The following is a 26,454-nucleotide window of genomic DNA, read 5'->3' on the forward strand; positions in this document are numbered from 1 at the left end:
GATGCTTCGGGTTTGGCATTCCGGCTGCCCCTCGAGAGGGCGCCGGCTACATGTGCTTTGAGAGAAACCCGCCGGGAGCGATGGGGGGCTGTTGCTCCCGGCGGGCCTGCGCCGATCTCAGCCAGGACCCATCAGAAGATGAAGTCGCTGTTGTCGAGGTCGGATGCGTTGACGCCCTTGAGGATGAGGATGTCGGAGCCGCGCCAGATCATGACGTCGCTACCCATCTGCCACACGTTCAGATCCGACATGCTCTCAACACCGGAGAGGCGGCTCACGTCGAGCCTGTCATCGCCGTCGCGGAAGTCAGTGACGGTGTCCCGCCCGCCGTTCCGCTCGAAGATGAACACATCCTGCCCCGAGTTGCCGGTGAGCCTATCGTCGCCACCTCCGCCCTTGAGCATGTCGTCGCCGGCGCCGCCCAGGAGCTTGTCGTTGCCTCTTTGCCCGAAGAGCTTGTCGTCACCGCTCATGCCCTTGAGCGTGTCATGGCCGGATCCGCCCTTGAGAGAATTGTCTCCTGAGTTGCCGGTCAGACTGTTGTTGAGGCCGTTTCCGGTGCCGCTGATGTTCGCTGCGCCGGTGAGGGTCAGCTTCTCCACGTGAGCGGAGAGGGAGTAGGACACGGAAGCTTTGACCGTATCGATACCCTGCCCACGGCTCTCGTAGGCCCGATCCTGGCGATGATCGACCTCGTAGGTGTCGTTGCCGCGGCCGCCCCACATCCGGTCAACGCCTTCGTCACCATAGAGGCGATCGTTGCCATTGTTTCCATAGAGGCGGTCATTGCCATTGTGACCATAGAGACGATCGTTTCCACTGTTGCCGTAGAGCTGATCGTTGCCATCGTCGCCATGGAGCCGGTCGTGCCCGCGGCCACCCCTGACAACCATATCGACGGGTGCCGGAGGATTGGCAGGAAGCGGCTGCTCTACCGGCGGCTGTTCGACAGGAGGCTGCTCAACAGGGGGCTGCTCAGCAGGAGGCGTAATCGGATCAGATGTCGCCTTCTCGACCTTGATCAACACCTTGCCTTCGTCGTAGCTGCCTTGGCCGTCCATCATCAGGTAGGTAAAGGAAGCATAGCCGGTGAAGCCCGCCTTAGGCGTGAAGGTGATCGTGCCGTCCTCGTTGAGGACCACCTCACCGTGTTCGTCCTCATCGACCGACCGCAGGACCAGTTGGGCGCCTTCGGGAGCCACGTCATTGCCGAGAAGAGCCGCAGCCGTGAGGGTGAGAACCTCACCTTTCTTGATCGTGAAGCTGTCATCCTTGGCAATCAGCTCCCCGGTTTCGTCCGGGTTCTGCACAGGTGGCTCGGCCGTGCATTCCCGGATGATCGGAGTGCCGGACCCCATATAGGTGATCCGATGATTGGCGCTGGCGAGCGTAACCGTGCCGTCATCGTTCCCAGTGCTGGTAAAATCCTCCGGCTTCATGCCCGGAGGCAACTCGATCACGTCCTGAGCGCGGAGGGTGCCGACAATGGTGTCGTTGCCGCCGTTGGAGCGGAACACGATCCTGTGGGCCGAAGTCAGGCCCGAGATATCGACCGTGTCGTCGCCTTCGTCACCGTCGATCGTGATGGTGTTGAAGTTCAGGCTCGTCTGGGTGAAATCGCCGATGATTTGAACCGTATCACCGCCACCGGCGCCTCCACCGGCCGGGCCACCGGGGACTGCGACACTTCGGGTCCCGATCATGATTTCCTCGATGTTATCGAGTTCCGCTACGATCGAAGCATTGTTCGTCCCGTTGCGGGTGATCACGATCTCGGTGTTCTCCGCAAGGCCGGTCATGCCGGCAGCAACCGCCGCCGCTCGGGTGTAGACACGGAAGGTCTCGGCACCGGCGCGACCGTCGATGTCGAAAGTATCCTCTCCGGCTCCGCCATCGATGATGTCTCTACCGTCGGTGGCACCGAATGCGTTGGCATCCCAGTTGATCGTATCGTTGCCGTTGCCGGCGAGGATTACGTCGTTCCCGAGACCGGCATCGATGTTGTCGTTGCCGTCGAAGCCCAGCACCAGATCTGCTCCGGCGGAACCGATCAGCTGGTTGTTGTTGCCGTTGGTGCCCTGGATCAGAGAGAGCTCTTGAGCTCCGAATCGGAGGTCTTCGATCCCGCTCAGCGTATCCGTCCCGTCCGTTCCGACATTATCGGTAACGACCAGGTTCGTGCCGTTGAGCGCGAAGCTGTAGTTGCCGACCGGACCCGAGAAGACAGCTGCGTCAGTGCCGCCCCCGCCGACGAGGACATCGTTGCCGGTGCCGCCATTCAGGACGTCGTTGCCGCCGGCGCCATCGAGAAGGTCGTCGCCGCCGTTACCGTTCAGGACGTCGTTTCCTCCGAAGAAGAAGAAGGGGCCGACGCCTTCGCCGATATCGTCGCCTGCCGTGCCATTGAGCGTGTTATTGGAGGCGAAATTGCCGTCCCAGTTCACACCCACCGGCCGCGTGGCCGCCGAGGTGACTGATTCCGGGTTTCCACGGCCGTCGGTGAAGCTCACCACCACCCTGAGCTGGAGCCCGGCCTGGGCGCCGAAGGCGGTCCCGGGAAGGTCCTGTGGCGTGAAGGTCGCTCCAGTGGCGCCAGCAATGTCGGTCCAGGCCGTTCCATTGGCAGAAGACTGCCACTGGTAGGAGAAGGCGCCCAGGCCGTTGAGATCCTGGATGCCGCTCGTGTTGACGGTCAGGACTTGGCCTTCCGTGGGAGACGTGTCGCTGATCACCGGCACGCCAGTGGCCGGACGGTTGAAGAGCTCGTCGATGTTGTACTCGACCGTGCCGCCGTTGCCGTCCGAGAAACGCAACTTCTCGATGTTCCGCAGCTTATCGACGCCGTCCGACACAAGGTTGGAGCCAGCAGGCACATCGCCCTGATCGAAGCCGGTGTGAGAGACAATCACGGAACCATCCGCGTTGCGGGCGAAGGAGTAATTGTCCACCACGTCCCAGTAGACCGCCACGTCCGTGTCACCGACACCGTCATCCTTGACGATCTCGCGGACAATCGAGAGCTGTCCCGGGTTCAGCGTCCGGTCGAGCATCAGGGCGTCGAGCGTCTTGCCGCCGAACTGCGCAACCGCGCCTTCGACGAGGACCCCTTCCACGAAATCCGTCTCGAGATAGACCTTCTGGGCCATTCCCTCAGTCGTGTAGGTCTGCCCCTCATGCGTAATCCGGATGCGGACATTGAGCCAGCTGTCACCGTCGATGACGTCGTTGCCGCCACGTCCCTCGATGACGTCGCTGCCGCCGCCACCGAGTAGGATGTTGCCGTCGTCGAAGGCAATCTGCGCCTCGAGATCGCCCGCAGTCGGAGCCGCAGCCCAGTCTCCGAGCAGCTCTCGCATGCCGTCGATCCGATTGACGCCCGCTTGGGTCAGCTCGTGATTCAGCATCGTGTTCTCGGCGCCCGCAAGGCCGTTTCCGCCCTCCTCTTCCGGGTCGACGGCGCCGCGATTGTCGCCCTTCAGGACGTCGTTCTTCTTCCAGCCGGAGAGCGCCTCCACCGCATCGTAACGGTTGCGAAGGATGTCCTGCTGATCGGTGGTGAAGATCGGCCGCAGGAGATCGGCGTCTGCCGCCTCGTTGCTGCCTTTGTGGATCGCCCAGTCGAAGCCCCACATGCCCTCGTTGCGCATGACGCTCTCGCCCTGGACCATGATGTCGTCGCCGGATTCGGCGTCGAAATCATGCTCGTTCTGGCCTGCGAACATCACGTCGTGGCCGATGATGGTCGAGTTGAAGAAGAGCTCGGAGTTGTCGCCTGCCGTGGTGTCGAAGCCGTTTCCGGCCTCAAGCCAGTCGTCTCCTTCATTGCCGAGGAGGAAGTCGCCACCTTCGCCGCCCAGGATGAAGTCGTTGCCCAGGCCACCGAAGGCCTCCTTTCCATCCGGGCCGGTTATCAGGAAGTCCTGACCTTCGTTGCCGAAGATCAGAGCGAGGCCGGAACCGCCATGAATGACGTCGTTGCCCTCCTCGCCATGCAGCATGTCGACTTCACCGATGTCCGTGCCGGAATTGGTGATGATGTCGTCGCCTTTGCCGCCATGGATCCGATCGACGCCGTAGCCGGCTTCGATCCGGTCATTGCCGTCCCGACCCCAAACGCTGTCATCACCACCGCCGGCCACGATATGATCATTCTCGTTCGTGCCCTGGATCAGGACGTGATCGTTCCCGTTGTAACGGATGTACTCGGCCACACCGTCGCCATCGGCGTCCACACGCTCGACGAGTTTCGAGACCGCCTCGAGGACAGGATCGTCGTGCACGGGGTCGAGATGGCCGAACTGGTTCTGCACGTTCTTGTCCACGTACATGACGTGGTCCGGCACCGAGAAGATGTCGCCCGGAACGGCATAGCCCGTCTCCGCCAGGTCGGTGTTGTTCAGCACCATCTTGGCGAAAGAGTTGTTCTCCAGCTCGTTGAGCAGGTTCAGCCCTTGGACGCGGGAGAGATAGTAGAACCGGTCGGCATTCTGCAAATTCTCGAGTTGCAGCTCAAAGATGAACGAGAAAGTCGATCCGAGCATGCCGCCGAAGGCCATCTTCTTTTCGGCCAGACCGCCGACCCAGAGGTCGACGTCTTCGAGACCGCCGAGCTTCGTGGCGTATTGCCCCGTCGCGTTGAGGAAGGCCTGGCGATCCTCTTCGTTCAGGCTCGCGTCGCCGAAGACGAGCTTCCATGCCGCATCGCGCTTGGCTTCGGCAGTCTGAGCCCCTGTGATCGTGGCATGGGTGCCGTATGCGGCGATGAAGTTGACGATCGAGGCCGGATTCTTGAGGTTAAGTGCGAAATCCATCCAGCTCGTGTAGGGGTCGAGCTGCGTGTCACCGTTCGCGGCCTCCTTGAACTGCCGCCGCGCTTCGTTCAGCGGCGGAATTCCGGCATCACGTCCGCGGGCGATGTTGATGGCCGCGAGGTCGAGCGGGATGCCAAGAAGCTGATTGCGCAGCACGTCGGTAACGAATTCGTCGATCTCGTTGCCGACCTGACTGGTCATTCCCCGGACGATGGCGCCGGCAGCCGCATTGTGGTCGATATCCGCAGATCCGAACGCGAGCGGGTTTAGGAACGCATCGAACAGCGTCATGTTGGTGACATTGCCGTTCGGATCGATCTGATCAACCGTCTGGTTGAGCATCGAGTGGCCGAAGCGGTATACGACGTGCGCGAACTCGGCGAAAATCGCCGGATTGATGTCGGTCGACGGGTTGAAGACGAAGGCGTCCACGTCCGGCTGAACCTTACGGGCGAACTCCTCGAAGACGAGGTGCTGGTACTCCATCTCGTTCGTGAACCGCGCCGCCTGGAACAGACGCTCGCCATCCCACTGCAGAGCAGCAACACCAGCTGCATCCGAAGGTATTGCGTTCACCGGGACACGCAGCCATTCGTTGAGGAAGGCCAAGTCGCCCGATTCCAGCGCCTTCTGCTTCACCTGGTCGACTAGGTGATTGTGCTCCGAATGGAACACGTGATGGACCGCGGTGAGGCCGATATTCTCGTTTCCGCGGCCATCGCCGGTGATGTAGTGCGCGTCGAGCAGCTCGTTATCATAGGCGGTCTGGCCGCCGCGGCTGTTGAAGCCGCCACTGTATCCGACCGCATTGTCGCCGTCGGCCTGCAGAACGCCGCCAGCCAGAACCGGTACGGCTGCGTGAGCAATATCATCGAGGAAGGCGTGGGCCGTCCGTGCCGCCGAGACCGTTTCGCCAGCCTCGATTACATTGGTGGAAGTGCCCGTTCCTTTGATGACCGTGCCGACAGGCAACTGTATGGCCGATGGATTGACCGGGTTGTCGAGATCACCCTCAACCCAGATCGGGTTTCCATTGACGTCGAATGCGGCGAGCACCTGGGGCAGACCGTTCGGACCACGAATGAATTCGCCATAGGCGTCAACGGCGAAGACGGGGATAGCGCCGACGTCGGCATCCGTCAGTTCGAAACCGAGCTTGGTGCGCGCCTGCTCCTTGACGTCTGCCCAAGTGGCGAGTCCGCGGGTACCTTCGAGCAGCTTGCCGGTCGCGAGCGGCTCGCCATCGACCATCTGATACTCGCGCATGAAGAGCTGCTTCGATGCGGTGGAACCGTAGGTCTGATTCTGGTCGACCCAAGGCGTCGTGACATTGTTGGCGTCTCCGCTCGTGCGGGTCACGGCCATGAAGTTGGTGGGGCTGCCTTCGACATAAAGCGGGTCGTCAGGTTGAAGCGGGATATAGACCGTGCCGTTACCGCTCTTTTGGACGAGATCGAGGCCGTGATCGAAAAACTGCCCGAACAGCGTGAACCAGCTGTTATAGGGCGCCGAAAGGCCTTCATCGGGAGCCACGTTGGGAAGGACGACGCTGCTGCCGTCCATTTCGACACCGTGTTCTGCCAGCGCGGCATTCAGCGCGTTGCGAGCAGCCGTGATGTCCGCATTTGCGCCGGAGCTTGCCTCCTGTGCGGCAGTGAGAGCCAGCTCTGCTGCGACAACTTGAGCAGCCGCCTGAGCCGAGAGGGCATTGGCTGCATCAGCCGCTGCGCTCGACGCCTGGGCGATCGCCTGGGCGTCCGTGGCTGCCGATTGCTTTGTCTGGAGTTCGTTTCCCGCAGTTTCGAGAGCCGCGATCGCCTGGTCGATCTCCGCCTGCTGCTCCTCATTGGGGATACCGTCGCCCACGAGCAGTTCGAGGAGACTGGCCTGGGCGGCGTTCACGCCCAATTGAGCGGCAGCCACATCGGCAAGCGCGAGATCATATGCGGCTTGGTTCGAAGCGGCCTGTGCCTGCGCGGCATCGGCAGCAGCCTGCGCCGCAACTGCAGCTGCCTCTGCTTCGGTCAGCGCTTCCTGAAGAGCGAGAATTTCAGCCGGCGTCGGCCCCGCATTCTCCAGAGCGGCGTCGAGTGCCTCCTTGGCCGCCCTGATCTCGTTGAGAGCCGGCATCAGGGCCGCACCTGTGACGCCTGCATGAACCAGAGCGGCATAGATGGCAGCGGGATTGTCCAGAGTCTGATCGACGATCAGGTTCGAGATGATGCGCGGATCCGCGTCAATCACTGTACCGGGCGCTGGCTGCCCCTGTGCGGGCGGCGTGCCGCCGGACTGGCCGTAATCGTTGTTGTTGTAGATGACGCCGGGTCCGAAGACGATCTGATCATCGCCCTCGTTCCTCCAGAACGGATCGGTGACGCGCTCAAAGACATTGTCGGATGCGCCCCACTGGTCGCGGTCTGCCGTCAGATTGTTGAAGCTGCCATCGACGGTGCGCAGGCCATACGGCGCAAGCGGATGGCTGATGGCAGGAACGGCCGTAGCATAGCCTTCGTCGCCGGGCGTCAACACGTTGCCCTGATCGTCGACGCGAATCTCGTTGAGTGGGGTGCCGGCGGAGTGAGCCTCCGCAATCTTGATCTGCTTCAAGATGAATTCTAGATCGTGCTTAACGAGATTGACCATGCTTGCCTCCTGCCCTCTTTTTTGCCGCAATACTGACTGCAGCCCGACACATGTTGGGCGAACTGATGGGCTTAGCGCCATACGGTCTGAAGGCTTGCAGGACAGCGACTGAAGGCCCTGGTCTTTAGGACCAAGGTCGTATTCCGATTGGACTGAAGTCGCTTTGTCTTCGCGCGCACGATAGCGATGCAGCTACGTACAAAGTGGCAGGAGGCGCGACATGAGGAGGCGTTCAAGAAGGAGAGCCGCGCGACAAGGGAAGCGGCTGCCTGCGCTCCTTCGCACTACTCCTTTTGAGCATGAAGTGAGCCGCCCCCTCACATCCGGAGAGAACCCTTTGCACGCAAAGCGAAATATCTTTTGCTTGCGGCCAGATGACCTCATCCGCAGAGGGGGCGGCGTGTTGACCTAAGATCCGGCGCAAATCAAACTATATCGGCAATGAATTCCAACGCCGCGGCTAGTTGCGCAGAAGGCCTCATGCTGGAACAGCACAGAGGTTTAGCGCTGTTTTCCGGGCTAAATCCAATTCTCAAATTGGTTAGTTATCCAGCAAACACATCGCTGCTTCTTAAATATGAATAGTGTATCATTTACATACCACTTAATTGTTATCGAATGCTTAATTGTGCCGGCAGAAAGTCCTATATAACCTAGAACTGCAGACGAATAATTGGGGCGGGTCAGGGGTGTATGCTTTCCAGGAGATGAGGTTAGGCTCGGAGCCAGCGCGCCTGTTCTGGCTGAGGCACAGCCTTGCCAGGCAATTCATCATGGTTGCCTTCGGCGTTCTCCTGGTCGGGATGTTCACTTTAGGATCGTGGGTGACGCGGAAGATCGAAAACGGCGTTGCCGAGATCGCCGCGGCATCGTCAGCTCTTTACATCAACAGCCTTCTCACCCCGCATCTGCAGGAGCTCGCCTCCGGCGACTCCCTCTCGGCCGGAAGCCTCACGGCTCTCAACCAGGCGATCGAGAGTGCCGTCACCCGCCTCAACGTCACTTCCGTCAAAATCTGGAATCACGACGGCTTCGTCATCTACAGCACGGACAGGAGCCTCGTAGGTAGAACCTTCCCCCTGAAGCCGAATTTGAAGCAGGCATGGGAAGGGCGGATTGCGGCCGCATTCGTCGATGGCCAGCATGCAGAGAATGCCCGGGAACGCGCCAGCGATGTCCCCCTGCTCGAGGTTTATGTTCCCGTGCGGGAGAGCCGAAGCGGCAACATCATCGCCGTTCTCGAATTCTATGAGAACGCGGGCGAGTACCAGGCCCAGCTCTCGAAGGCGGAGTGGCACAGCTGGGCAATGACTGCGCTGGTGACGCTTGCCATGATGACGGCCCTGTTCTCCATTGTCGCCAATGGAAGCCGAACAATCGACGAGCAACGCATGTCGCTGACGCAGCGCGTGTCGCAGCTGTCGGAACTGCTCAAGCAGAACGAGGCACTTCGTTCGCGCATCGAACGCGCAGCCCGCAACGCGGCGGAAGACAACGAGCGCTTCATTCGCAGACTCGGTTACGATCTGCATGACGGGACGGCCCAATTGATCGGGCTGGCTCTTTTGCGTCTCGATGCCTTGAACCCCTCGGGCAGGGACAGCGAAAATCTCGCCACGATCAGAGGCGCGCTTTCGGATGCCCTGAGCGACATTCGCAACTTTTGCGCCGGTCTTCTCCTGCCTCAGCTCCAAGATCTCACGCTCACCGAATCCTTGCGCCACATAGCGCAGGATCACGAGCGCAGAACCCGGACGGGTGTCGCCTGCCGGATCTCGGATCTGCCGGCTGATGTGCCGCATATCGTAAAGATCTGCCTTTGCCGGTTCGTGCAGGAAGGTCTCAACAATGCCTTTCGTCATGCGGGCGGGAAAGGCCAGCAGGTTTCGGCATGGTGGGATGGAAAAGCCATCATGATCGAAGTTGCCGATGACGGGCCGGGAATGCCGGTTCATACCGTTTCGGGTGGCCAGCGCCGTCTGGGCTTGACCGGGCTCTGGGACCGTATCGAGAGCATTGGCGGAACGATGACGGTGAACAGTGCGCCCGGCGCGGGTACACGGCTCACGGCCTGTCTACCACTTACCAGGGGGGAAACCGATGAATAGCAAAATCCGAGTCGGAGTTGTCGACGATCATCCCCTTTATCGGGATGGCGTGATCTTTACCCTGGCGGCGCAGCCTGACTTCGAGGTTGTCGGCCAGGGAGCCTCCGCTGCCGACGCCCTCCGCATCGCGACCGAGCAACAACCTGACGTGCTGGTGCTCGACATGACGATGCCGGGCGGCGGAATGAATGCAGTTGAGGCCATCGCCCAGCACCACCCCATGGTCAGAACCTTGATGCTGACGGTAGTGGCGGACGAGGAGCAGGTCTGCTCGGCCTTGAAGCGCGGGGCTCGCGGCTATCTTCTCAAGGGAACGAGCGGTCCCGAGCTTGTCCAGACCGTTCGCTTGATCAGTCAGGGGGAGAGCTATGTCTCTCCAAGCCTTGCGGCCAAGCTGCTGATGCGCTCCGGCACGCCTCCCGCGCGCGAGGAGAAGCGGCCGGACCGTTTCTCCGATCTGACACCTCGCGAGGAGCAAATCCTTTCCATTCTCGTGGAGGGGCGCAGCAACAAGGAAATCGGGAACAAGCTCGATCTCAGCGAGAAGACCATCAAGCACCACCTCACCAACATTCTCCAAAAGCTGCAGGTCCGCAATCGCGTCGAGGCAGCCCTTCTCGCATCCGATCGCCTCTCGCAGCGCTCCACTGCGACTGCCGAACTGAGACGCTGATCGAATCGCATCCCATCGGCATCCCGGGGAGACAGATCGTCTCCCCGGCGATTGCACGGCTTCCAGTCCGTCGGAGTTGCAGGTCCCGTTGCCCTGCGGGGAGAATGATGCTTTGAGAAAGCCATCATTCTGCTTGCTCGAACAACCCCGGCGTCAACTGCGAAGGATTCACCATGGCCAAAGCCATCCATTCCATGGTCCGCGTTCTGGATGAGGAACGCTCGGTGGGCTTCTATTCCAAGGCCTTCGGGCTCGGCATCGTGGACAGGTTCGCCTTTGACGGTTTCAGCCTCGTCTACATGCGAAACGCCGAGAGCGACTTCGAACTCGAACTCACCGTCAATCACGGCCGGAAGGATCCTTATTCCCTCGGCGACGGCTACGGGCATATTGCCTTCGCCGTCGATGACGTCGAACTGGAGCGCCAGCGCCTTGAGGGTCTCGGCTTCTCTCCAACTCCAGTCAAGCAGCTGGAGCACGACGGCGTCGTGTTGGCCAAGTTCTTCTTCGTTCAGGACCCCGACGGCTACAAGATCGAAGTGCTTCAACGTCAGGGCCGCTATCGCTAGCAGGCCTCTCCTTCTGATGCACCCAGTCGGTAGCGGGGCGCGCACGAAATTCCCTGGCGCGCCTTTGCGATCGAGCTCCGTTCGCTGAGCCCTTTGCAGATAATCCTATTGGGGCAGAAAGCGGGCCGAATTGCCCCGAATGGCCCCGCTTGTGCCGGATAGAGGACACACTTCCCTTTTAGCGCTGGCTTTGCCGGGCCGTTACCAGGGCGGCTCGGCAGACCTGAAGACAGAACAGGAGTTCCTCAAACGGAACCCAGCAAAGGATCCTCTATGACGCAGCCCAGCGCCAACGAGCAGTACCTGCTCGAGTTGATCAATGCCGAGCGGGCAAAGACCGGGGCCCAGGCTCTTGCCTTCGACGCGAACCTCCTGACGGCGGCCGAGAAGCACAGCCTGTGGATGCTCTCGTCAGACACCTTCTCTCACACCGGCTCTGGCGGATCGAGCGCCACGCAGCGGATGACCGATGCTGGATTCCGGTTTGCAGGGTCCTGGGCTTCGGCCGAGAACATCGCATGGGCGACGACGAGAGCCCCACAGGGATCTCAGGATGAAGTGCTCCTGCTGCACACCAACCTCATGAACAGCCCGGGACACCGCACCAATCTCCTGAATGCCTCCTTCAAGGAAATCGGCATCGGTTTCGAGATCGGCGATTACCAGGGCCGGGAGAGCGCCTTCGTCACCGAGAACTTCGCGAGATCTGGATCAGGATCCCTGCTGACGGGAGTGGCATTTCGGGACGGCGATGGAGACAAATTCTACGATCCTGGCGAGGGCCTCGCGAATATTGCCGTGAAGGCGGTAAGCTCGACCGGGCAAACCTATACGACCGCGACGATGAGCGCCGGAGGCTACCAGATCGATCTCCCGGCCGGCTCCTACACGGTCACCTTCTCAGGATCAGGCCTGGCTACGACGACTTATCAGGTCACCATCGACACGACGAACGTCAAGCTCGATCTGGTCAACCCGGCTGCGGCGGGCGGGACGCCGACGAGCGTCTCGACCTCGTCCCCCACCACGAACCAAATATCGGGCACCTCCGGCGGCAACAGGCTGTTCGGCACATCGGATGCCGACATCATCAAGGGTCTCGGCGGGAACGACTGTCTGTACGGCCAGGCCGGGAACGACCGCCTCGACGGCGGTTCGGGCAATGACCGCATGTCGGGCAAGGCGGGCAACGATGCCCTGTATGGACGGGCCGGGCGCGATGTCCTCCAGGGTGGGGATGGCAACGACCGTCTCTACGGCGGCAAGGATGCCGACGTGTTCTCCTTTCGAGGCAAGTGGGGCTCCGATCGGGTCATGGACTTCCAGAACGGCAAAGACCGGATCGACCTGCGCTCCAACGATCTGTCCTTCTCCAAGTTGAAGATCCGGCGGGCGGATACTGACAATGACGGAGTTCGCGACGATGTGCTGATCCAGGCCGGCGACTACTCGATCGCGGTTCTCAACACCAAACTCTCCCTGATCGATCGCGGCGACTTTCTGTTCTGACGACTGCCCGGACGAAATGAAGGCCACCCCTCGGCGGAGGGGTGGCCTTCTTCATGCCCGATTGCCTGATGGCGTCCCAATCAGTTGGCGGCCTCGGCGCTTGTCCGGCGCGAGACGTTGAGGTCGGAAAGGACGACAGTCGTCTCGTATCCCTGGGCATCGAGCACGGTCCATTGCTTCAGGGCATTCGCGCGGGCGTCGAAGCGAAGGGTGATCTTGGAGGTCCCGCCCAGTGTGGCACTGTCCTCGAAACGGACCGTGATCATTCCATCGGAGCCCACCTGCACGTCCTGGACCTTGGTGTCCTTTGCCAGGTCGACACGATCCTGTACGAGAAATTTCAGGGGCGTCTGGCGGATGGAATAGACATCGTTGGTGCCGAGCTTCTTGTCGCGCACGGCAACCGAACGACCATCGGAGACGACTTCCAGGGTGCTGGGCGGCGCATAGGCGAAGTGGAGCTGCCCCGGACGCTTGAGGGACAGGGTCCCTTCGGAGCGCTGCCCATTGGTGCTGCTTTGCACGAAATGTGCCGTCAGCTGATCGATGCTGTTGAAATAGGCATTCACCCTCTCAAGAGCGGCGGCGGGCGAGTTCGGAATGGACTGCGCCGCCACTCGGGGCGCAGCCGGCGCCTTCGCCGCTGTGAGACTCGCCTTCGTGGCCTCGGACGATACAGCGGGCTCTGCCGGCGGTGCGGAGGTCACGGTCCTCGGCTGCTCGACAACGGCCGTCTTCGCGGGAGCCGCCGGCGCAGCGGCTTTCCGCGGCTCGACCACCGCCGGCCTTGCCGGTGCGTCATTGCGCCCGGCGCTTCGAGGCTGCTGCCGCTGCGGCGCAGTCGAATTCGGTTTGGAGGCGGTCTGCGGCTTTGCCTGCGGGGATGCCCGAGACGGTAACGGCTCAGGGCGAGCGACCGGCTGAGGCGCAACCGTCTCCGCAGGCGCGGACGGGCGAGCGGCATCGCGCTTGAAAACACCGTCGAGAAATCTCGTGAGCGGATCGGAGGCCTGCTGAGCAGCCGTCGGGGAGGAACAGGCGAGTGCCACGGCAAGGCCGACAGAAAGGGACAGGGACTTGTTGCGCATGAACTCACCGCTTACCAAAACTGCAATGGAAAAGGCCTCGGGCTGGGAGGCCGCTCTTCATCTCTTGGTGCCCTTTGGAGGCTGAATGAAGGCAGAATAGTCCTTCCTGCCTTCTTGAGGCGGGCCGAGGCCGCGCCGCCTCTAACATGGGTACGCCCATGCAGATGTCGAGGGCTCGACCCTCCTTCGGGTGGTTCCATATACATTCGCCCGAAACCGCCCTGAGAGGCCCTACCGCCAGCCTCGCCCGGCGGATTCGGGATGGTTCTGATCGATTGTAGTGGATTTCACCTATCTGGCACCTTGGCTGCTCTCCCGAACATCCGCCAAACAGGAGAGCGCCGACTGGGTCAGAAAAGGCTCCGAAGGCCAAAACGAACTAAAGGAAGAGACAAGCGCTCATGGTGACCAATCGCGTTCCGACGACTCCTTTTTCCGACCAGCGCCCAGGCACCTCAGGCTTGCGGAAGAAAGTCACCGTGTTCCAGCAGCCTCGATACGTCGAGAACTTCATTCAGGCGGTCTTCGATACCGTCGAGGGCGCTCAGGGCGCGACGCTCGTTATCGGCGGCGACGGCCGGTTCTTCAATGAAACCGTCATTCAGACGGCTCTGAAAATGGCTGCAGCAAACGGTTTCAGCCGCATTCTCGTCGGCCAGAACGGCCTTCTCTCGACTCCCGCGGCGTCCTGCATCATCCGCAAGTACAAGGCCGTGGGCGGCCTCGTGCTGTCTGCCAGCCACAATCCTGGCGGGCCCGACGGGGATTTCGGAATCAAGTTCAACATGGCGCATGGGGGCCCGGCTCCCGAGACCTTCACAGAAGCCGTTTTCAAGCGGGCCAGCGGGATTTCCGAGTACAAGATCATCGAGGCGTCCGACGTCGATCTCGGGCGCCTGGGAGAGACCCGCCTCGGCGACGCGACGGTTCAGGTGATCGATTCGGTCGAGGATTACGCGGAGTTGATGGAGACCCTCATCGATTTCGACCGGGTTTCGCGCCTCTTCCGCTCCGGCTTCCGCATGCGTTTCGACGCCTTGAGCGCCGTGACCGGCCCTTACGCGAAGGCGATCCTCGAAGGGCGTCTCGGCGCCCCCGCGGGCACCGTCGTGAACGGGGAGCCGAAGCCCGATTTCGGCGGCCATCATCCGGACCCCAATCCGGTTCACGCGCACGACCTCATGGACCTTATGCACGGCCCCGATGCCCCTGACTTCGGAGCCGCGTCGGATGGCGATGGCGACCGGAACATGATCGTCGCCCCAGGACTCTTCGTGACGCCGAGCGACAGCTTGGCGATCCTCACGGCCCATGCGCACCTAGCTCCGGGTTATTCCAGGGGCCTTGCAGGCGTTGCCCGCTCGATGCCGACGAGTCGCGCGGCCGACCGGGTGGCGGCCAAGCTCGGCATCAAGGCGTATGAGACCCCCACCGGATGGAAGTTTTTCGCCAATCTCCTGGATGCGGGGCTGATCACCCTGTGCGGCGAAGAAAGCGCCGGCACAGGCTCCGACCATATTCGAGAGAAGGATGGCCTCTGGGCCGTGCTCCTCTGGCTCAACATTCTGGCGGCGCTTGAGAAACCGGCCGATCAGATCGTACGGGATCACTGGGCAGCCTTCGGACGGGACTACTACTCCCGCCACGACTATGAAGACCTTGAAACGAAAGCCGCCAATGACCTGATGGACAATCTGCGCGGGAAGCTCTCGAAGCTCCCGGGCCAGCAATTTGCCGGACTGACCGTCGCAGGCTGCGACGACTTCTCCTACACCGATCCGGTCGACGGCTCCGTGACGCCGCGACAGGGAGTTCGGATCCTCTTCGAGGAGGATGCCCGGGCCGTATTCCGTCTCTCCGGCACCGGCACCTCGGGCGCGACGCTCCGCGTCTACATGGAGCGGTTCGAACCGGATCCGAACCGCCACTCGCTCCCTACGGCGGAGGTTCTGGCGCCTGTCGTCGCGGCGGCAAACGCGATCGCCGAGATCTCCCATTATACCGGTCTCGAAGCTCCCACCGTCATCACCTGAGCGCCCTCACGAGCCCGCGGGATCGGCCCGGCTTGCGCTCCGTTGCCGGACGAGCGCGAGACGCGCAGGAAGAGAAGCATGAGTGCAGCGCCGGCGATGGACATTCGCTGGCGCCCGCGCAGAGTCGCTGAACAGGGATTGTCTGGTTTCGACCGGTTCCGCTCTGGACAAGCGCACGTCGTGCCTAAATCACAAGGTTCAGGTTACGATCAGCCAAGCAATCCAGAGCTGGAACCCTAGTTCTCGCCAGAGGTCATCCATGCGCTTCCGGCTTGCTCTCTGTAGTCTCGTGTTCTCCTGGGCATCTGCCCTGGGAGCGCCTTCGACGGAAACCGTTGAGCAGGCCTTGTGCCGTCTCATCGACAATGCTGCGGCGGCACGCCAAATCCCGACCGACTTCCTCACGAAGCTCATCTGGCAGGAAAGCTCCTTCCGCACGGGTGCGATCAGCCCCGCCGGCGCGCAGGGTGTGGCTCAGTTCATGCCGGGCACCGCACGGGAACGGGGCTTGGCCGATCCCTTCGACCCTGAGCAGGCCATCCCCGAAGCGGCCAAGTTCATCCACGAACTCACAGACCGCTTCGGCAATCTTGGCCTCGCTGCGGCGGCCTATAACGGCGGCCCCGCCCGCGTCGCTTCATGGCTTTCGGGCCGAGGAGGATTACCGGCTGAAACGAGGAACTACGTGTTCAGGATCACAGGCCGGTCCGCCGAGGACTGGGCCGCTGACCTGAAGGAGGAACTGAATCTGCAGACCGACGACGCGGATGCCGCAAACCCGCAGAAATGCATGCAAGTCGTGGCCCTTCTCCGGCAGCCCGGACGGGGCGCGCCGGAGGAGGCGCCGTTCGCCCCCTGGGGCGTTCAACTCGCCGGCAACTTCTCCAAGAGCAGGGCTCTCGCCAGCTTCGCTCGCGCCCGCCAAGCCTATGCGGCTGTCCTGGGGGAAATCCGGCCCATGATCATCGGGACGAGGCTGCGCCATCGCGGAACACGCACCTTCTACCGGGTGCGCGCCCCTGCAACATCACGCAACGAAGCGAACCAGCTCTGCGATAAGATCCGCAAGGCTGGGGGCAGCTGCGTCGTTCTCCCGAGCTGAGGCCTTTGGATTCGGCTCTTGAGGGCCGTTGCGGCCCTCAGCTGCTTACCGCCGCTGCGGCCGAAGCGAGCGGGCGAGTTCGCGGATGACGTTGTCCTCGATGTTGAGGTTCAAATCGTTGCCCTCGTCGTCGGCCAAATCGGCTTCTGCCGGCACGTGCTCGTTCTTGCCCGCAGGCGCTCCCTGCCTGCGCGAGGCATTCTCCTGCGGAGGCGCAGGCGGACCCGCACGTCGTCCGGCATCTCCAGAAGCTCTTCCCGGCACTGCGGGGGCATAGGCGCGCGGCGGGCTGTAGCGGTTCTCGAGAGTGTCGAGCAGGCTGTTGAGGGCGCCGTTCGAGATCGAGACATCGGGAATAGGGGGGAGACCTTCGAGAGCGATCGTCCTGTTCTGGTAAACGGTGTCGGCCGTCACATCGGGACCGAACCAAGCCAGAGGCCGGAAATCGCGCGCCTCCTCTTCGCTCTCGAACTCGACGGCGATGAGATCCAGAGGCCCCGGCGTCACATAGCGGTTGATGTGAATGTCACGGGTGCCGACGGTCAGATGCGACCGGACGTAATCGACCTTTCCGGGCGTGACGTCGAGCAGGGCCTCGGCATGGGCGCGAGGGACATCCGTACGCTCCTCGACCGGTCCGTCGGGCCCGCCGGTGATCAGAACGAGGCTGCCCTTGTCACCTTCGACGATGACATAGGAGCTACGATCGGCCTGATTGGGAAAATGGCCCTCCGTGACGCGATTGCCTCCTCTTTCCTTGCGGATGAGACGGGCCAAGGACGAAGCAATCAGATAGCGACGGGAGGTACTCATTTTGATTGAGCTCTTTGCTAGCAGCCATGAATGAACGCTCGGCTTTACCTAGAACTCAGCACACATTCCCCTGCCTGGAACAGTATTTCGTTCCCATTCAATATGAAGATACGAAATTATGTTCCAGAGGAGACGAGTAGTTCAGGCAAATCGAGAGAATACAATTAGTACTTATCGTGGCACTTCAAAGGCAAAATTGATCAGAAAGTTAAGATTGGCACTCAAGCGAATTCATTCCTGCCGATGCAGAGGCATCATATAAGCCGAAAGGGGTAGAGAAACAGGCCGCGCACGCCTCTCGCGCCCGCGGCGGCGTGAAAACGACGTAGGCCTGAACCCTACCCCCTGCCGTTCGCTTATTCGCTTGCGGTGGTTTTCGGAACGTATGCTTCGTTGCCGTCGAAGGTATATGCGGTCTTCACGGTGGTGTAGAACTCCTGTGCATACCGCCCCTGCTCACGCGGACCATAGGACGAGCCCTTCCGCCCGCCGAACGGCACGTGGTAGTCCACCCCGGCGGTCGGCAGGTTCACCATCACCATGCCGGCCTCGGAATTGCGCTTGAAGTGACCAGCATATTTCAGGCTCGTGGTGCAGATGCCGGCAGAAAGCCCGAAAGGCGTGTCGTTGGCGATCTCCAGCGCCTCGTCGTAGCCTCGCGCCCGGATCACCGTCGCCACCGGCCCGAAAATCTCCTCGCGGGCCACCCGCATCCGGTTGTCCACCTCCGTGAACAGCGCCGGCGCCAGGTAGAAGCCCGGGCTATCCCGGTTCAGCAACTCCCCGCCCGCCACGAGTTTCGCGCCCTCGTCCTGGCCGATGCGGATATATTTCAGATCCTGGTCGAGCTGGTTCTGATCCACCACAGGCCCGATCTGCGTCCCGGGCTTCAAGGCGTCGTCCACCACCAGCCCCTGCATCCGCTCCGTCAGGGCGGCCACGAACCGGTCGTGGATGCCCTCGGTCACGATCAGCCGCGACGAGGCCGTGCAGCGCTGCCCCGTGGAGAAGAAAGCGCCATTGACGGCGCATTCCACCGCCACCTTCAGGTCAGCATCGTCCAGCACCACCATGGGGTTCTTGCCGCCCATCTCGAGCTGCAGCTTCTTCATCGGGTCCGAGGTGATGCAGGTCTGGGCCACTCGGCGTCCCGTGGGCACCGAGCCGGTGAACGAGATGGCCGACACCTTGGGGCTGTTCAGCATCGCCTCGCCCACGACGGAGCCTCGCCCCATCACCAGGTTGAACACGCCTGCGGGCACGCCGGCCCGGATGATGATCTCGGACAGGGCGTGGGCCGAGGCCGGCACAAGCTCCGCCGGCTTGAACACCACGGTGTTACCGTAGGCCAGCGCCGGGGCGATCTTCCAGGCCGGAATGGCGATGGGGAAGTTCCAGGGCGTGATCAGCCCGACCACGCCCACCGGCTCTCGGGTGACCTCCACGTCGACGAGGGGGCGCACGGAGGGCACCTTGTCGCCAGCCATGCGCAAGCACTCGCCGGCGAAGAAGTGGAAGATCTGCCCCGCGCGGATCACCTCGCCGATGCCCTCGGGCAGCGTCTTGCCCTCCTCCCGGGAGAGGAGGCGTCCAAGCTCCTCCTTGCGGGCGAGGATCTCGTCGCCGACAGTTTTGAGGATGTCGTGGCGCTGCTGGATGGAGGAGCGCGACCAGGCCGGGAAGGCCTCATGCGCCGCGGCAATGGCGGCTTCAGCCTCAACTGCGCCGGCACGGGCGAACTCACCCACGATGTCGCCTGTATTGGAGGGGTTGATGTCCGCCGAAGCCTCGGACGCGCCAACCCACTCCCCAGCAATGTAGTTCTTCGTCATGGTGCCGTTCCCGTTCATGTCTTGATAAGGCCGCGCCCGGCCAGATTGGCCATGAAGGCGCTCAGCCCGAAGGTCCAGGGCTCACAATCGGAGCTTGGTCTCACGCGATTAACCAGCGCCCCGAGCTTCGGTGCCGCGATGGTGACGATGTCCCCCGTCTTGTGGGTGAATCCCATTCCCACTTCATCCCGGTCCTGCGTGGGTGCGAACATCGTCCCGAGGAAGAGCACGAAGCCGTCGGGATACTGATGATTAGGGCCGATGGTCTGCCTGACAAGATCTTCGGGATCGCGACTGATCTTCGATATGGAAGACGCCCCCTCAAGCTTGAACCCGTCCTCGCCTTCGACCGTCAACGTGACCGTGGTCTGGCGCACGTCGTCGAGAGAGAAGCTCTCGTCGAAGAAGCGGATGAAGGGCCCTATCGCGCATGATGCATTGTTGTCCTTGGCCTTGGACAGAAGCAATGCGGATCGGCCTTCGAAGTCGCGCAGATTGACATCGTTGCCCAGCGTCGCCCCGACGATCCTGCCGGTCGGGGCCACGACCACCACCACTTCGGGTTCCGGATTGTTCCAGGTCGACTTCGGATGGATGCCCGCATCCATGAACGGCCCCACCGCCGAGAGTGTCGGCGCTTTGGTGAAGACCTCCGCGTCGGGACCGATTCCGACTTCCAGGTATTGGCTCCAGGCGCCCTGGGCCACGAGCACCGCCTTGAGGTCCATCGCCTCGGGGGAGCCGGGCTTGAGCCGACTGAGGTCGTCCCCCACGAGCCGGCTCACTTCCGCGCGGATGGCGGCGGCGGCACTGGCGTCGCCCCGTGCCCGCTCCTCGATTACGCGTTCGAGCATGGACACCGCGAAGGTGACGCCTGCCGCCTTGATCACCTGAAGGTCGACAGGCGCGAGAAACCAGGGCTTCGACGAGTCGCGTCGGTCGGGAGGCGTATTGGCCAGGATGTCTTCCAGCGCCCCGACCCGTTCGCCCTCCGCGTTCTTGAGCGTCCGCGCCGGGTCGTCCGCGGCGGCAAGCTCGCTCATGGTGGCACAGGATGATGAGATGTCGATCACGCCGTCATTCCGTATCGCGACGACGGAGGGTCCTATCCCGGGCCGCCAGATACGGCCTGCAAGCGCTCCCTCGAATCGATCCGCGGGAAGAACTTCGGCCAAGTCGACTTGCGAGGACAGGTGGTCCATTTCGGGCGCTCCCTCTCATTGGGCATGCCTGCCCGTTCTTGCGATTCCAGAATTGATATAGCCACGTATGCACTCATGGCGACAGGAAAAGAGAACGTCACAAGGGATTTATGCTTCGCCCGCCTTCCACCGCCGGCATGACTGATTCATGCCCCTTGGAGGCTCAAATCTGCAGTCTCATCTTCAGCCTGGATCGGACCCACACCCGCTCGGTCAGTCGGGCAGGCCCGCGGCTCCGCACATGCCTCAGCGGCTCGGGACCTCCGGTGGAGGAGTCGGGTGGACGACAGGCCTCTTGGGATCCGGCGCCTGCTCCGGCAACGGCGACGGAATGGCAGGAGGCTCCTGCGGCTGCGGGGCGTCCGGCGGAGAGGGCAGAACAGGTGCAGGTTCGGTTGGCGGCGGCTTCGGATAGAACTCATCGGGCAAGGGACGGCCGCTGCAGATGGAGCCGGTCCCGCCGCCATGGCTGCCCGCGCCTCCGATGCCGATGGTGGGGAAGCAGGCCAGTCCGACGGAGAGGGAATACATGGTCTTCACGCCCTGAGTCTCTCGTGATCTTCTCCAGCCATTGAAACCCGTTCATCCCCGCAATGGTTCTCGGGATTTCGGCTCACGTTTGGATCCTTTACCGGCGCTCGTCAGTTCCCCCGGGAGGGGTGATCGACGACATGCTCTGCGATGCCCCCCCTGAAACGAACAGAATTGCCTCCTCGGACGGAGCGACGAACGAAGGGATGATCTCATGGCCGATACGCCCTCCCCCTCGGAACCACGCCCCGACATTCCAGCCCCAGGGCCTGACCCGGTTACACCCGAGCCTGCTCCCGCCGGTGTCCCGGACCGCGAGGAACCCTTGAGCATCCCGCCCGGAACTCCTGACGAGTCTCCGCCTCCCGGAGAGCCGATCGGCATTCCAGGAACAGTTCCCCCAGAGATGTAAAGCGATACTTCGTTTCGCCCTGAGCAGCCACGTCCTTTCACGACACGCTTCTGCCCGGCCTTCCTCAGTGGGGTGAAGGTGGCTGCCGGCGACAGGGCCGGGCGCAGGAGCGGCTCCAGCAACCGGCGAAGAGCGCAATAATGTCCCCGAAGGGGATCTTTTCGGCCGCTTTGACTATAATCAATACGAAGATGGACTCATCGGTTGGAAACACAGCGAGAAAAGGAGCCGGATTGATGGTTGAAGGCCTCAAAAGCATCCTGATCGGATTTTCTCACGACGATGAACGACCCTCGTTCGCATTGCGATACGGCCTTTCACTGGCCCGTCAGGCCGAGGCCCACGCCTCCATCTGCGCTCTCACGCCGGAGATGACGGTTACCCACGCCTTCGTCAGCAATGTCGCATCCGGCTTGGTCGCAGCGGAGAACCAGCGTCTTCACGAGGCCTCCAAGGCTGCCGTCGAACTGGCGCGGCAGGAGGCGACGGCCGCAGGCGTGGGCTGCAATGTCGATGTCCTTCAGCGGCATTATCCGGAACTGGCTGCATCTCTTGCCGTGAGAACCCGCGTTCACGACATCACCGTTCTCGACGCCGAACCGGACCCGCTGAGCCTGGGCCGAGGTTTCCTTGAGGAGGCTCTCTTCAACGGTGGGCGCCCCCTGCTGATCGTACCCCAGGGCTTCGAGACGTTTGAGCCCGGCAGGATCGTCGTGGCCTGGGACGGGAGCGTGCGGGCGACCCGTGCGGTTCACGACGCACTCCCCTTGCTGCGAGCGGCGGAACAAGTGGAAATCCTATCGGTCTCGGGGGAGAAAGATCTCTCCTCAACCGGAGCGGATCTCGCGCCGCATCTGACCCGCCACGGCGTCAACTGCACCGTCAAGGAACTGGGGGTGCAGAACGGCGATGCCGGTGAGACTATCCGATCCCAGATCGGCCTGTTCAAAGCCGACATGGTCGTGATGGGAGGCTTCGTTCACTCCCGATGGAGGCAGTTGGTGCTGGGAGGCGTCACTCAGTCGATGTTGAAGGCCTCTCCGGTTCCGCTGCTGCTTTCCTATTGAGGAAGGAGCAATGTCGGAAGCCGGACTCTCCATTGCCGATCTGCTGGTCGGCGAGCCCGAGGGCGCTCGCCGGCCGAGTTCCTGATCGTCAGCCCGCCCGCGTCATTCGTCCGCGGCCTCGAGGGCAAAGGAGATCTTGGCATTCACGCGGTAGACCATGATCTCGTCGTCCGAGACGGTAGCATCGAAGCTCGTGATGGAAATGGAGCGGATATTGCGGATCGTCTGCGAAGCGATCTTTACGGCACGCCTTGCAGCATCCTCCCAGCTCCGATCGGACTCGGCCGCGACCTCGATCATCTTGAGCAGCGTCATGGCTTCCTCCCAGGATGCCGGGAAAGCCTAACAGCGATCAGGCGCACCTCATAGAAGCCGCAGGGATGCCAGGGAACAAACTTACGTTACCGGCGGCGATGCTCTGCGCCACCCGCCTGCAAGAAGGCCGTGCAGGCGGTGTGGGGAATCAGCCATGGGACGGGCAGGGTGAGGTACGCCCTCACCCTGGCCGCCTGCATCAGATGGAGGAAATCTGTCCGCCGTCCACGCGCAGGATCGAGCCGGTCATGAACGAGGCCTTCTCGCTGGCGAGGAAAACGGCAGCAGCTGCGAATTCCTCGATTTCACCATAGCGGCCCGCAGGAATGCCGGCCCGCGCTGCGGTTGCAACCTCCTCGACGGAGCGGCCTGTTCTCTCCGCGTTGGCGGCATCGAGCTGCTTCAGGCGGTCAGTCGCGATACGGCCAGGGGCAACGGCATTGACGGTCACGCCAGATGAAGCGACCTCGGCCGCCAGCGTCTTGCCCCAGCCGACGAGCGCCGGGCGGATGGCATTGGAGATGGCAAGATTCGGGATCGGCTGGATCACGCCGGACGAGATGACGGAGATGATGCGGCCGAACTTGCGTTCGATCATGCCGGGCAGAAGCTGGTCGGCGATCCGGACGAGGTTGACGAACATGGCATCGAACGAAGCACGCCATTGGTCGCTCGCCACGCCCTGCGCCTTTCCGGGCGGCGGGCCGCCGCTGTTGAGGACGAGGATGTCGACGCCGCCCAGCGCCTCGGTCACGTCCTTGACGAGCGCATCGACCTGATCGACCTTGCTCGTATCGCAGATGAAGGGCAGGACACCCTTTCCGATCTTCTCGGCGGCGGCCTTCGACCCGTCCATCGTCCGGCTGGCGATGGCGACGCGAGCGCCCTCGTCCGCCAAGCCCTGGGCGATGCCGAAGCCCAGCCCCTTGCTCGCGCCGAGAACGAGCGCGCGCTTCCCCTCCAAACCTGTCTTCATGCCGCAAGGCTCCCCTGTTGCGAGCGCTCGATGCGCTCCATTAGCCAATCGATATCCGCGATCGTCTCCGGGCTCAATTTCGGTCCGGGCTTGCGCAGCGTGTCCGATGCGATGATGCCGCGCTTCTTCAGCACGTATTTGCGCACGGCGAGCCCGACATTGGGCTGGGTCTCGTATCGCACGAGCGGCAGATGGCGGTCGAAGAGGTCATGGGCCTCCTGACGGCGCCCCTGCTTGATGAGGTTGACCACGCCGACGAGCATTTCCGGATAGGCATAGCCCGTCATCGCGCCGTCCGCGCCGCGCTCGACCTCGAAGGGCAGGAAGAGGCCGCCATTGCCGCACAGGATCGAGACCCGGCGCACCTGGCCCTCCGCGCTGGCGCGGCGCAGAGTCGTGATCTTGTCGAGGCCCGGCCAGTCCTCGTGCTTGAGCATGACGCAGGACGGGTTCTGCTCGATGATCCGCATGATCACCTTGGGCGTCATCACCACATTGGTGACGAGCGGGTAGTCCTGGATCACGAAAGGCACGTCCGCCCCGATGGCCTCGGCGGCATCCGCGTAATAGGAGACGATCTGGTCATCGGTCCGGAGGCCGGAGGGCGGGGCAATCATGACCCCGGCCGCGCCCGCGTCCATGACCTTGCCGGACAGGGCCGACATGGCGGCGAAGCCTGCGGCCGAAACGCCGACGACAACGGGCACCCGGCCGGCGACGGTGGCGATGACCTGCCTGGCGAAGGCGAGCGATTCCTCGGCCGCCAGCTTCGGCGATTCGCCCATGATGCCCAGGATCGTCAGGCCCGTGGCTCCGGCGTTCAGGTAAGCCTCGACCATGCGATCGGTGGAGGCGGTGTCGAGACGCCCGTCCGCCTCGAAAGGGGTGGGGCAGATGACATAGACGCCGGCGGCAGAGCTTGTGAGCAAGATTTCCTCCATGAGAGGGCAACGAGGGATGGAAGCCGGCGTCTTCCTTACACCGGCTTTCCGGCCAGTGCACCGCTCATGTTGCCGATTCGTGGTGGATCTTGCCGCAAGGGCACCATGGCCCCGCTGGGATCGAGGCTATTCGGCGAGCGCCGAAAAGCCCCGGAGCAACTTATTTATGCCCAGAGCCGCTCTTCTTGCCGCCGCCGTCCTGCTTGTTGACGGTGGCCCATGCGCGCCGCTCGGCTTCCTTCTCCGAGACGCCACGGCTCTCGTAGGATTCCTCGATATGCTCGGCCTTGCGCTTCTGCTTCTCCGTATAGGCGGACTTGTCACCGCGAGACATGGCACTCTCCTCGTGAGTTCCAGGCTTCGATGTTCCAACACATGAGGCAGAAGCGGGTTCCTGGGCGGGGTACCGCTGTTGGGCAGCCCCCGCGGCGATAGCGTGGCCGCGCTTCAGCAGATCGGTGATGACACAGCGGATCCAGATACTAGGAGTTCCCCGGCTATGACGGGGCGGCCACCGAACCGGCCACCGACCACCGTTCCGGGTCCGCCGTCTGTCCGATGAGGGCAAGTCCGTAGGCGATCGATTCGAACTGATCCGCCGACATCAGCCGATCCTCGCCGAAGCGGTCGATGAAGAGACGGCGAATGGCCGGAACGAAGGACGTTCCCCCGGTCAGGAACACCCTCTCGATCTCACCGGCCTCCACCCCGGCCTGCGCCAGAGCCTGATCGACCGTGCTCTCGATCCGGGCTACATCGTCGGCGATCCATGTCTCGAAGTCGCGGCGAGTGATGGTCGCCCGAATATCGACGCCCTCGCCCGTGAAGTGGAATTCCGTCTCCTCATGGGCCGAAAGAGCCACTTTCGCCGAAGAGACAGCGCGATAGAGGGCAAATCCCAGATCGTACTCGACGATGTCGATGAACTTTTCGAGGGGCTCCGGATCGAGGGCCGCCCGGGCGAGCTCCCGCAGCTCCTTCAGGTCGCCGCTGCCCTTCATCATAGCCAGCTGGTTCCAGCGGGCGAAGTTGGCGTAGTAATGGTTCGGGATCGACAGGACCTTGCCCATGGAGCGGTAGCTCCCGCCCTTGCCGAGCCGGGGCGACACGACCTGATCGACGATCCGGTAGTCGAAGGCATCTCCGGCGATGCCGACACCGGCATGCCCCAGCGGTTCGGCGCGAAGAACGCCGCTGGCGCGCGAGAAACGCATGACGGAAAAATCGCTCGTGCCGCCGCCGAAATCCGCCACCAGAACCGTCGCATCGTGGTTCAGCTGTTGGGCATAGAAAAAGGCCGCCCCCACAGGCTCGTAGACGTAGTGGGCGTGGTCCGCCCCCAGTTTGCTGAAAGCAGCCCGGTAGCGGCTCATGGCGAGGGCATCGTCCGGATGGGTCCCGGCGAATTGCACCGGCCGGCCGATCACCACATTGCCGGCCGAGAGATCGAACCTTTCGCCTCCGTGCCGCTTCAGGGTGCGCAGGAAGGTGCTCAGAAGATCCTCGAACCGGTATCGCTCGCGGAAGATCCGGGTTTCCTGAAAGGACTGGCTCGCCGCGAAGGTCTTGAAGGACTGGATGAAGCGATGCGCCGTCAGGCCCTCCAGGAACTGATCAATGGCCCAAGGCCCGCCCTCGACCTCGGTCCGGACGCCGTTTCCATGGCGCTCGTCCCAGAAGCACAGGGCTGTGACATAGACCTTGAGGTCGCTGCCCCTGTGGTCGAACGTCAGGGCTTCGACGCGTCCTCGGGAATCCGCAAGCGCGACGACCGTATTGCTGGTGCCGAAGTCGATTCCGATGGACAGATCGTTGGTGGCGGAAGGCAT

General features: G+C 62.5%; 17 protein-coding genes. 7 read left to right on the plus strand and 10 right to left on the minus strand.

Features of this window, described 5'->3' with window-relative positions:
• Positions 1 to 131: 131 nt before the first annotated feature.
• Positions 132 to 7,454 carry a peroxidase family protein gene (locus tag LGR44_RS21905; RefSeq protein WP_319004807.1) on the minus strand — a complete coding sequence of 2,441 codons (7,323 nt, stop codon included), beginning with the start codon at positions 7,452 to 7,454 and terminating at the stop codon, positions 132 to 134.
• 626 nt (positions 7,455 to 8,080) lie between these two features.
• Here LGR44_RS21905 and LGR44_RS03535 point away from each other — a divergent pair.
• The 4 genes from LGR44_RS03535 to LGR44_RS03550 all read left to right on the plus strand — a co-directional run bounded on the left by LGR44_RS03535 (position 8,081) and on the right by LGR44_RS03550 (position 12,313).
• Entirely contained in the window at positions 8,081 to 9,562 is a 1,482-nt protein-coding gene (locus LGR44_RS03535; RefSeq protein ID WP_226737311.1) for a sensor histidine kinase, read from the plus strand.
• The gene (locus tag LGR44_RS03540) at positions 9,555 to 10,235 is read left to right on the plus strand and encodes a LuxR C-terminal-related transcriptional regulator (RefSeq protein ID WP_226737313.1); all 681 of its coding nucleotides are present in this window, start codon (positions 9,555 to 9,557) and stop codon (positions 10,233 to 10,235) included. Before LGR44_RS03535 ends, LGR44_RS03540 begins: the two co-directional genes overlap by 8 nt.
• Positions 10,236 to 10,408: 173 nt before the next feature.
• Positions 10,409 to 10,804, plus strand: coding sequence for a VOC family protein (locus LGR44_RS03545; protein ID WP_226737315.1), 396 nt, complete (start codon positions 10,409 to 10,411; stop codon positions 10,802 to 10,804).
• Between the two features lie 273 nt (positions 10,805 to 11,077).
• Positions 11,078 to 12,313: a CAP domain-containing protein gene (locus LGR44_RS03550; RefSeq protein ID WP_226737317.1), complete on the plus strand. Its 1,236-nt coding sequence runs from the start codon at positions 11,078 to 11,080 to the stop codon at positions 12,311 to 12,313.
• Positions 12,314 to 12,393: 80 nt separating this feature from the next.
• On the opposite strand, the gene LGR44_RS21910 is transcribed toward LGR44_RS03550, so the two are convergent.
• Positions 12,394 to 13,020: an outer membrane lipoprotein carrier protein LolA gene (locus LGR44_RS21910; RefSeq protein WP_226737319.1), complete on the minus strand. Its 627-nt coding sequence runs from the start codon at positions 13,018 to 13,020 to the stop codon at positions 12,394 to 12,396.
• Between the two features lie 782 nt (positions 13,021 to 13,802).
• On the opposite strand from LGR44_RS21910, the gene LGR44_RS03560 reads away from it, so the two are divergent.
• Both LGR44_RS03560 and LGR44_RS03565 read left to right on the plus strand, forming a co-directional pair.
• Positions 13,803 to 15,434: an alpha-D-glucose phosphate-specific phosphoglucomutase gene (locus tag LGR44_RS03560; protein ID WP_226737322.1), complete on the plus strand. Its 1,632-nt coding sequence runs from the start codon at positions 13,803 to 13,805 to the stop codon at positions 15,432 to 15,434.
• Between the two features lie 259 nt (positions 15,435 to 15,693).
• Positions 15,694 to 16,536: a lytic transglycosylase domain-containing protein gene (locus LGR44_RS03565; RefSeq protein WP_226737324.1), complete on the plus strand. Its 843-nt coding sequence runs from the start codon at positions 15,694 to 15,696 to the stop codon at positions 16,534 to 16,536.
• A 45-nt stretch (positions 16,537 to 16,581) separates the two neighbouring features.
• Here LGR44_RS03565 and LGR44_RS03570 read toward each other — a convergent pair whose 3' ends face one another.
• The 3 genes from LGR44_RS03570 to LGR44_RS03580 form a co-directional block, all read right to left on the minus strand.
• Positions 16,582 to 17,349, minus strand: a complete 768-nt coding sequence (locus tag LGR44_RS03570) for a CYTH domain-containing protein (RefSeq protein ID WP_226737326.1) — start codon at positions 17,347 to 17,349, stop codon at positions 16,582 to 16,584.
• 356 nt (positions 17,350 to 17,705) lie between these two features.
• Positions 17,706 to 19,181, minus strand: coding sequence for an aldehyde dehydrogenase family protein (locus LGR44_RS03575; protein ID WP_226737328.1), 1,476 nt, complete (start codon positions 19,179 to 19,181; stop codon positions 17,706 to 17,708).
• 14 nt (positions 19,182 to 19,195) lie between these two features.
• A complete protein-coding gene (locus tag LGR44_RS03580; RefSeq protein WP_226737330.1) occupies positions 19,196 to 20,383 on the minus strand; it encodes a fumarylacetoacetate hydrolase family protein in 1,188 nt (395 codons plus the stop codon).
• A 1,083-nt stretch (positions 20,384 to 21,466) separates the two neighbouring features.
• On the opposite strand from LGR44_RS03580, the gene LGR44_RS03585 reads away from it, so the two are divergent.
• Complete coding sequence (locus LGR44_RS03585; RefSeq protein WP_226737333.1) at positions 21,467 to 22,393, plus strand: universal stress protein; 927 nt, start codon at positions 21,467 to 21,469, stop codon at positions 22,391 to 22,393.
• Positions 22,394 to 22,495: 102 nt separating this feature from the next.
• Here LGR44_RS03585 and LGR44_RS03590 read toward each other — a convergent pair whose 3' ends face one another.
• From LGR44_RS03590 to LGR44_RS03610, 5 genes are all read right to left on the minus strand, one after another.
• Entirely contained in the window at positions 22,496 to 22,708 is a 213-nt protein-coding gene (locus LGR44_RS03590; protein ID WP_226737335.1) for a dodecin family protein, read from the minus strand.
• Between the two features lie 199 nt (positions 22,709 to 22,907).
• Positions 22,908 to 23,684, minus strand: coding sequence for an SDR family oxidoreductase (locus tag LGR44_RS03595; protein WP_226737337.1), 777 nt, complete (start codon positions 23,682 to 23,684; stop codon positions 22,908 to 22,910).
• Positions 23,681 to 24,616 carry a dihydrodipicolinate synthase family protein gene (locus LGR44_RS03600; protein WP_226737927.1) on the minus strand — a complete coding sequence of 312 codons (936 nt, stop codon included), beginning with the start codon at positions 24,614 to 24,616 and terminating at the stop codon, positions 23,681 to 23,683. The genes LGR44_RS03595 and LGR44_RS03600 overlap by 4 nt, the downstream gene beginning before the upstream one ends.
• A 169-nt stretch (positions 24,617 to 24,785) precedes the next feature.
• Positions 24,786 to 24,959 carry a hypothetical protein gene (locus LGR44_RS03605; RefSeq protein ID WP_226737957.1) on the minus strand — a complete coding sequence of 58 codons (174 nt, stop codon included), beginning with the start codon at positions 24,957 to 24,959 and terminating at the stop codon, positions 24,786 to 24,788.
• Between the two features lie 163 nt (positions 24,960 to 25,122).
• Positions 25,123 to 26,454, minus strand: coding sequence for an Hsp70 family protein (locus LGR44_RS03610; RefSeq protein ID WP_226737339.1), 1,332 nt, complete (start codon positions 26,452 to 26,454; stop codon positions 25,123 to 25,125).

It is taken from the genome of Microvirga lenta, assembly GCF_020532555.1.
Classification (GTDB): Bacteria; Pseudomonadota; Alphaproteobacteria; order Rhizobiales; family Beijerinckiaceae; genus Microvirga; species Microvirga lenta.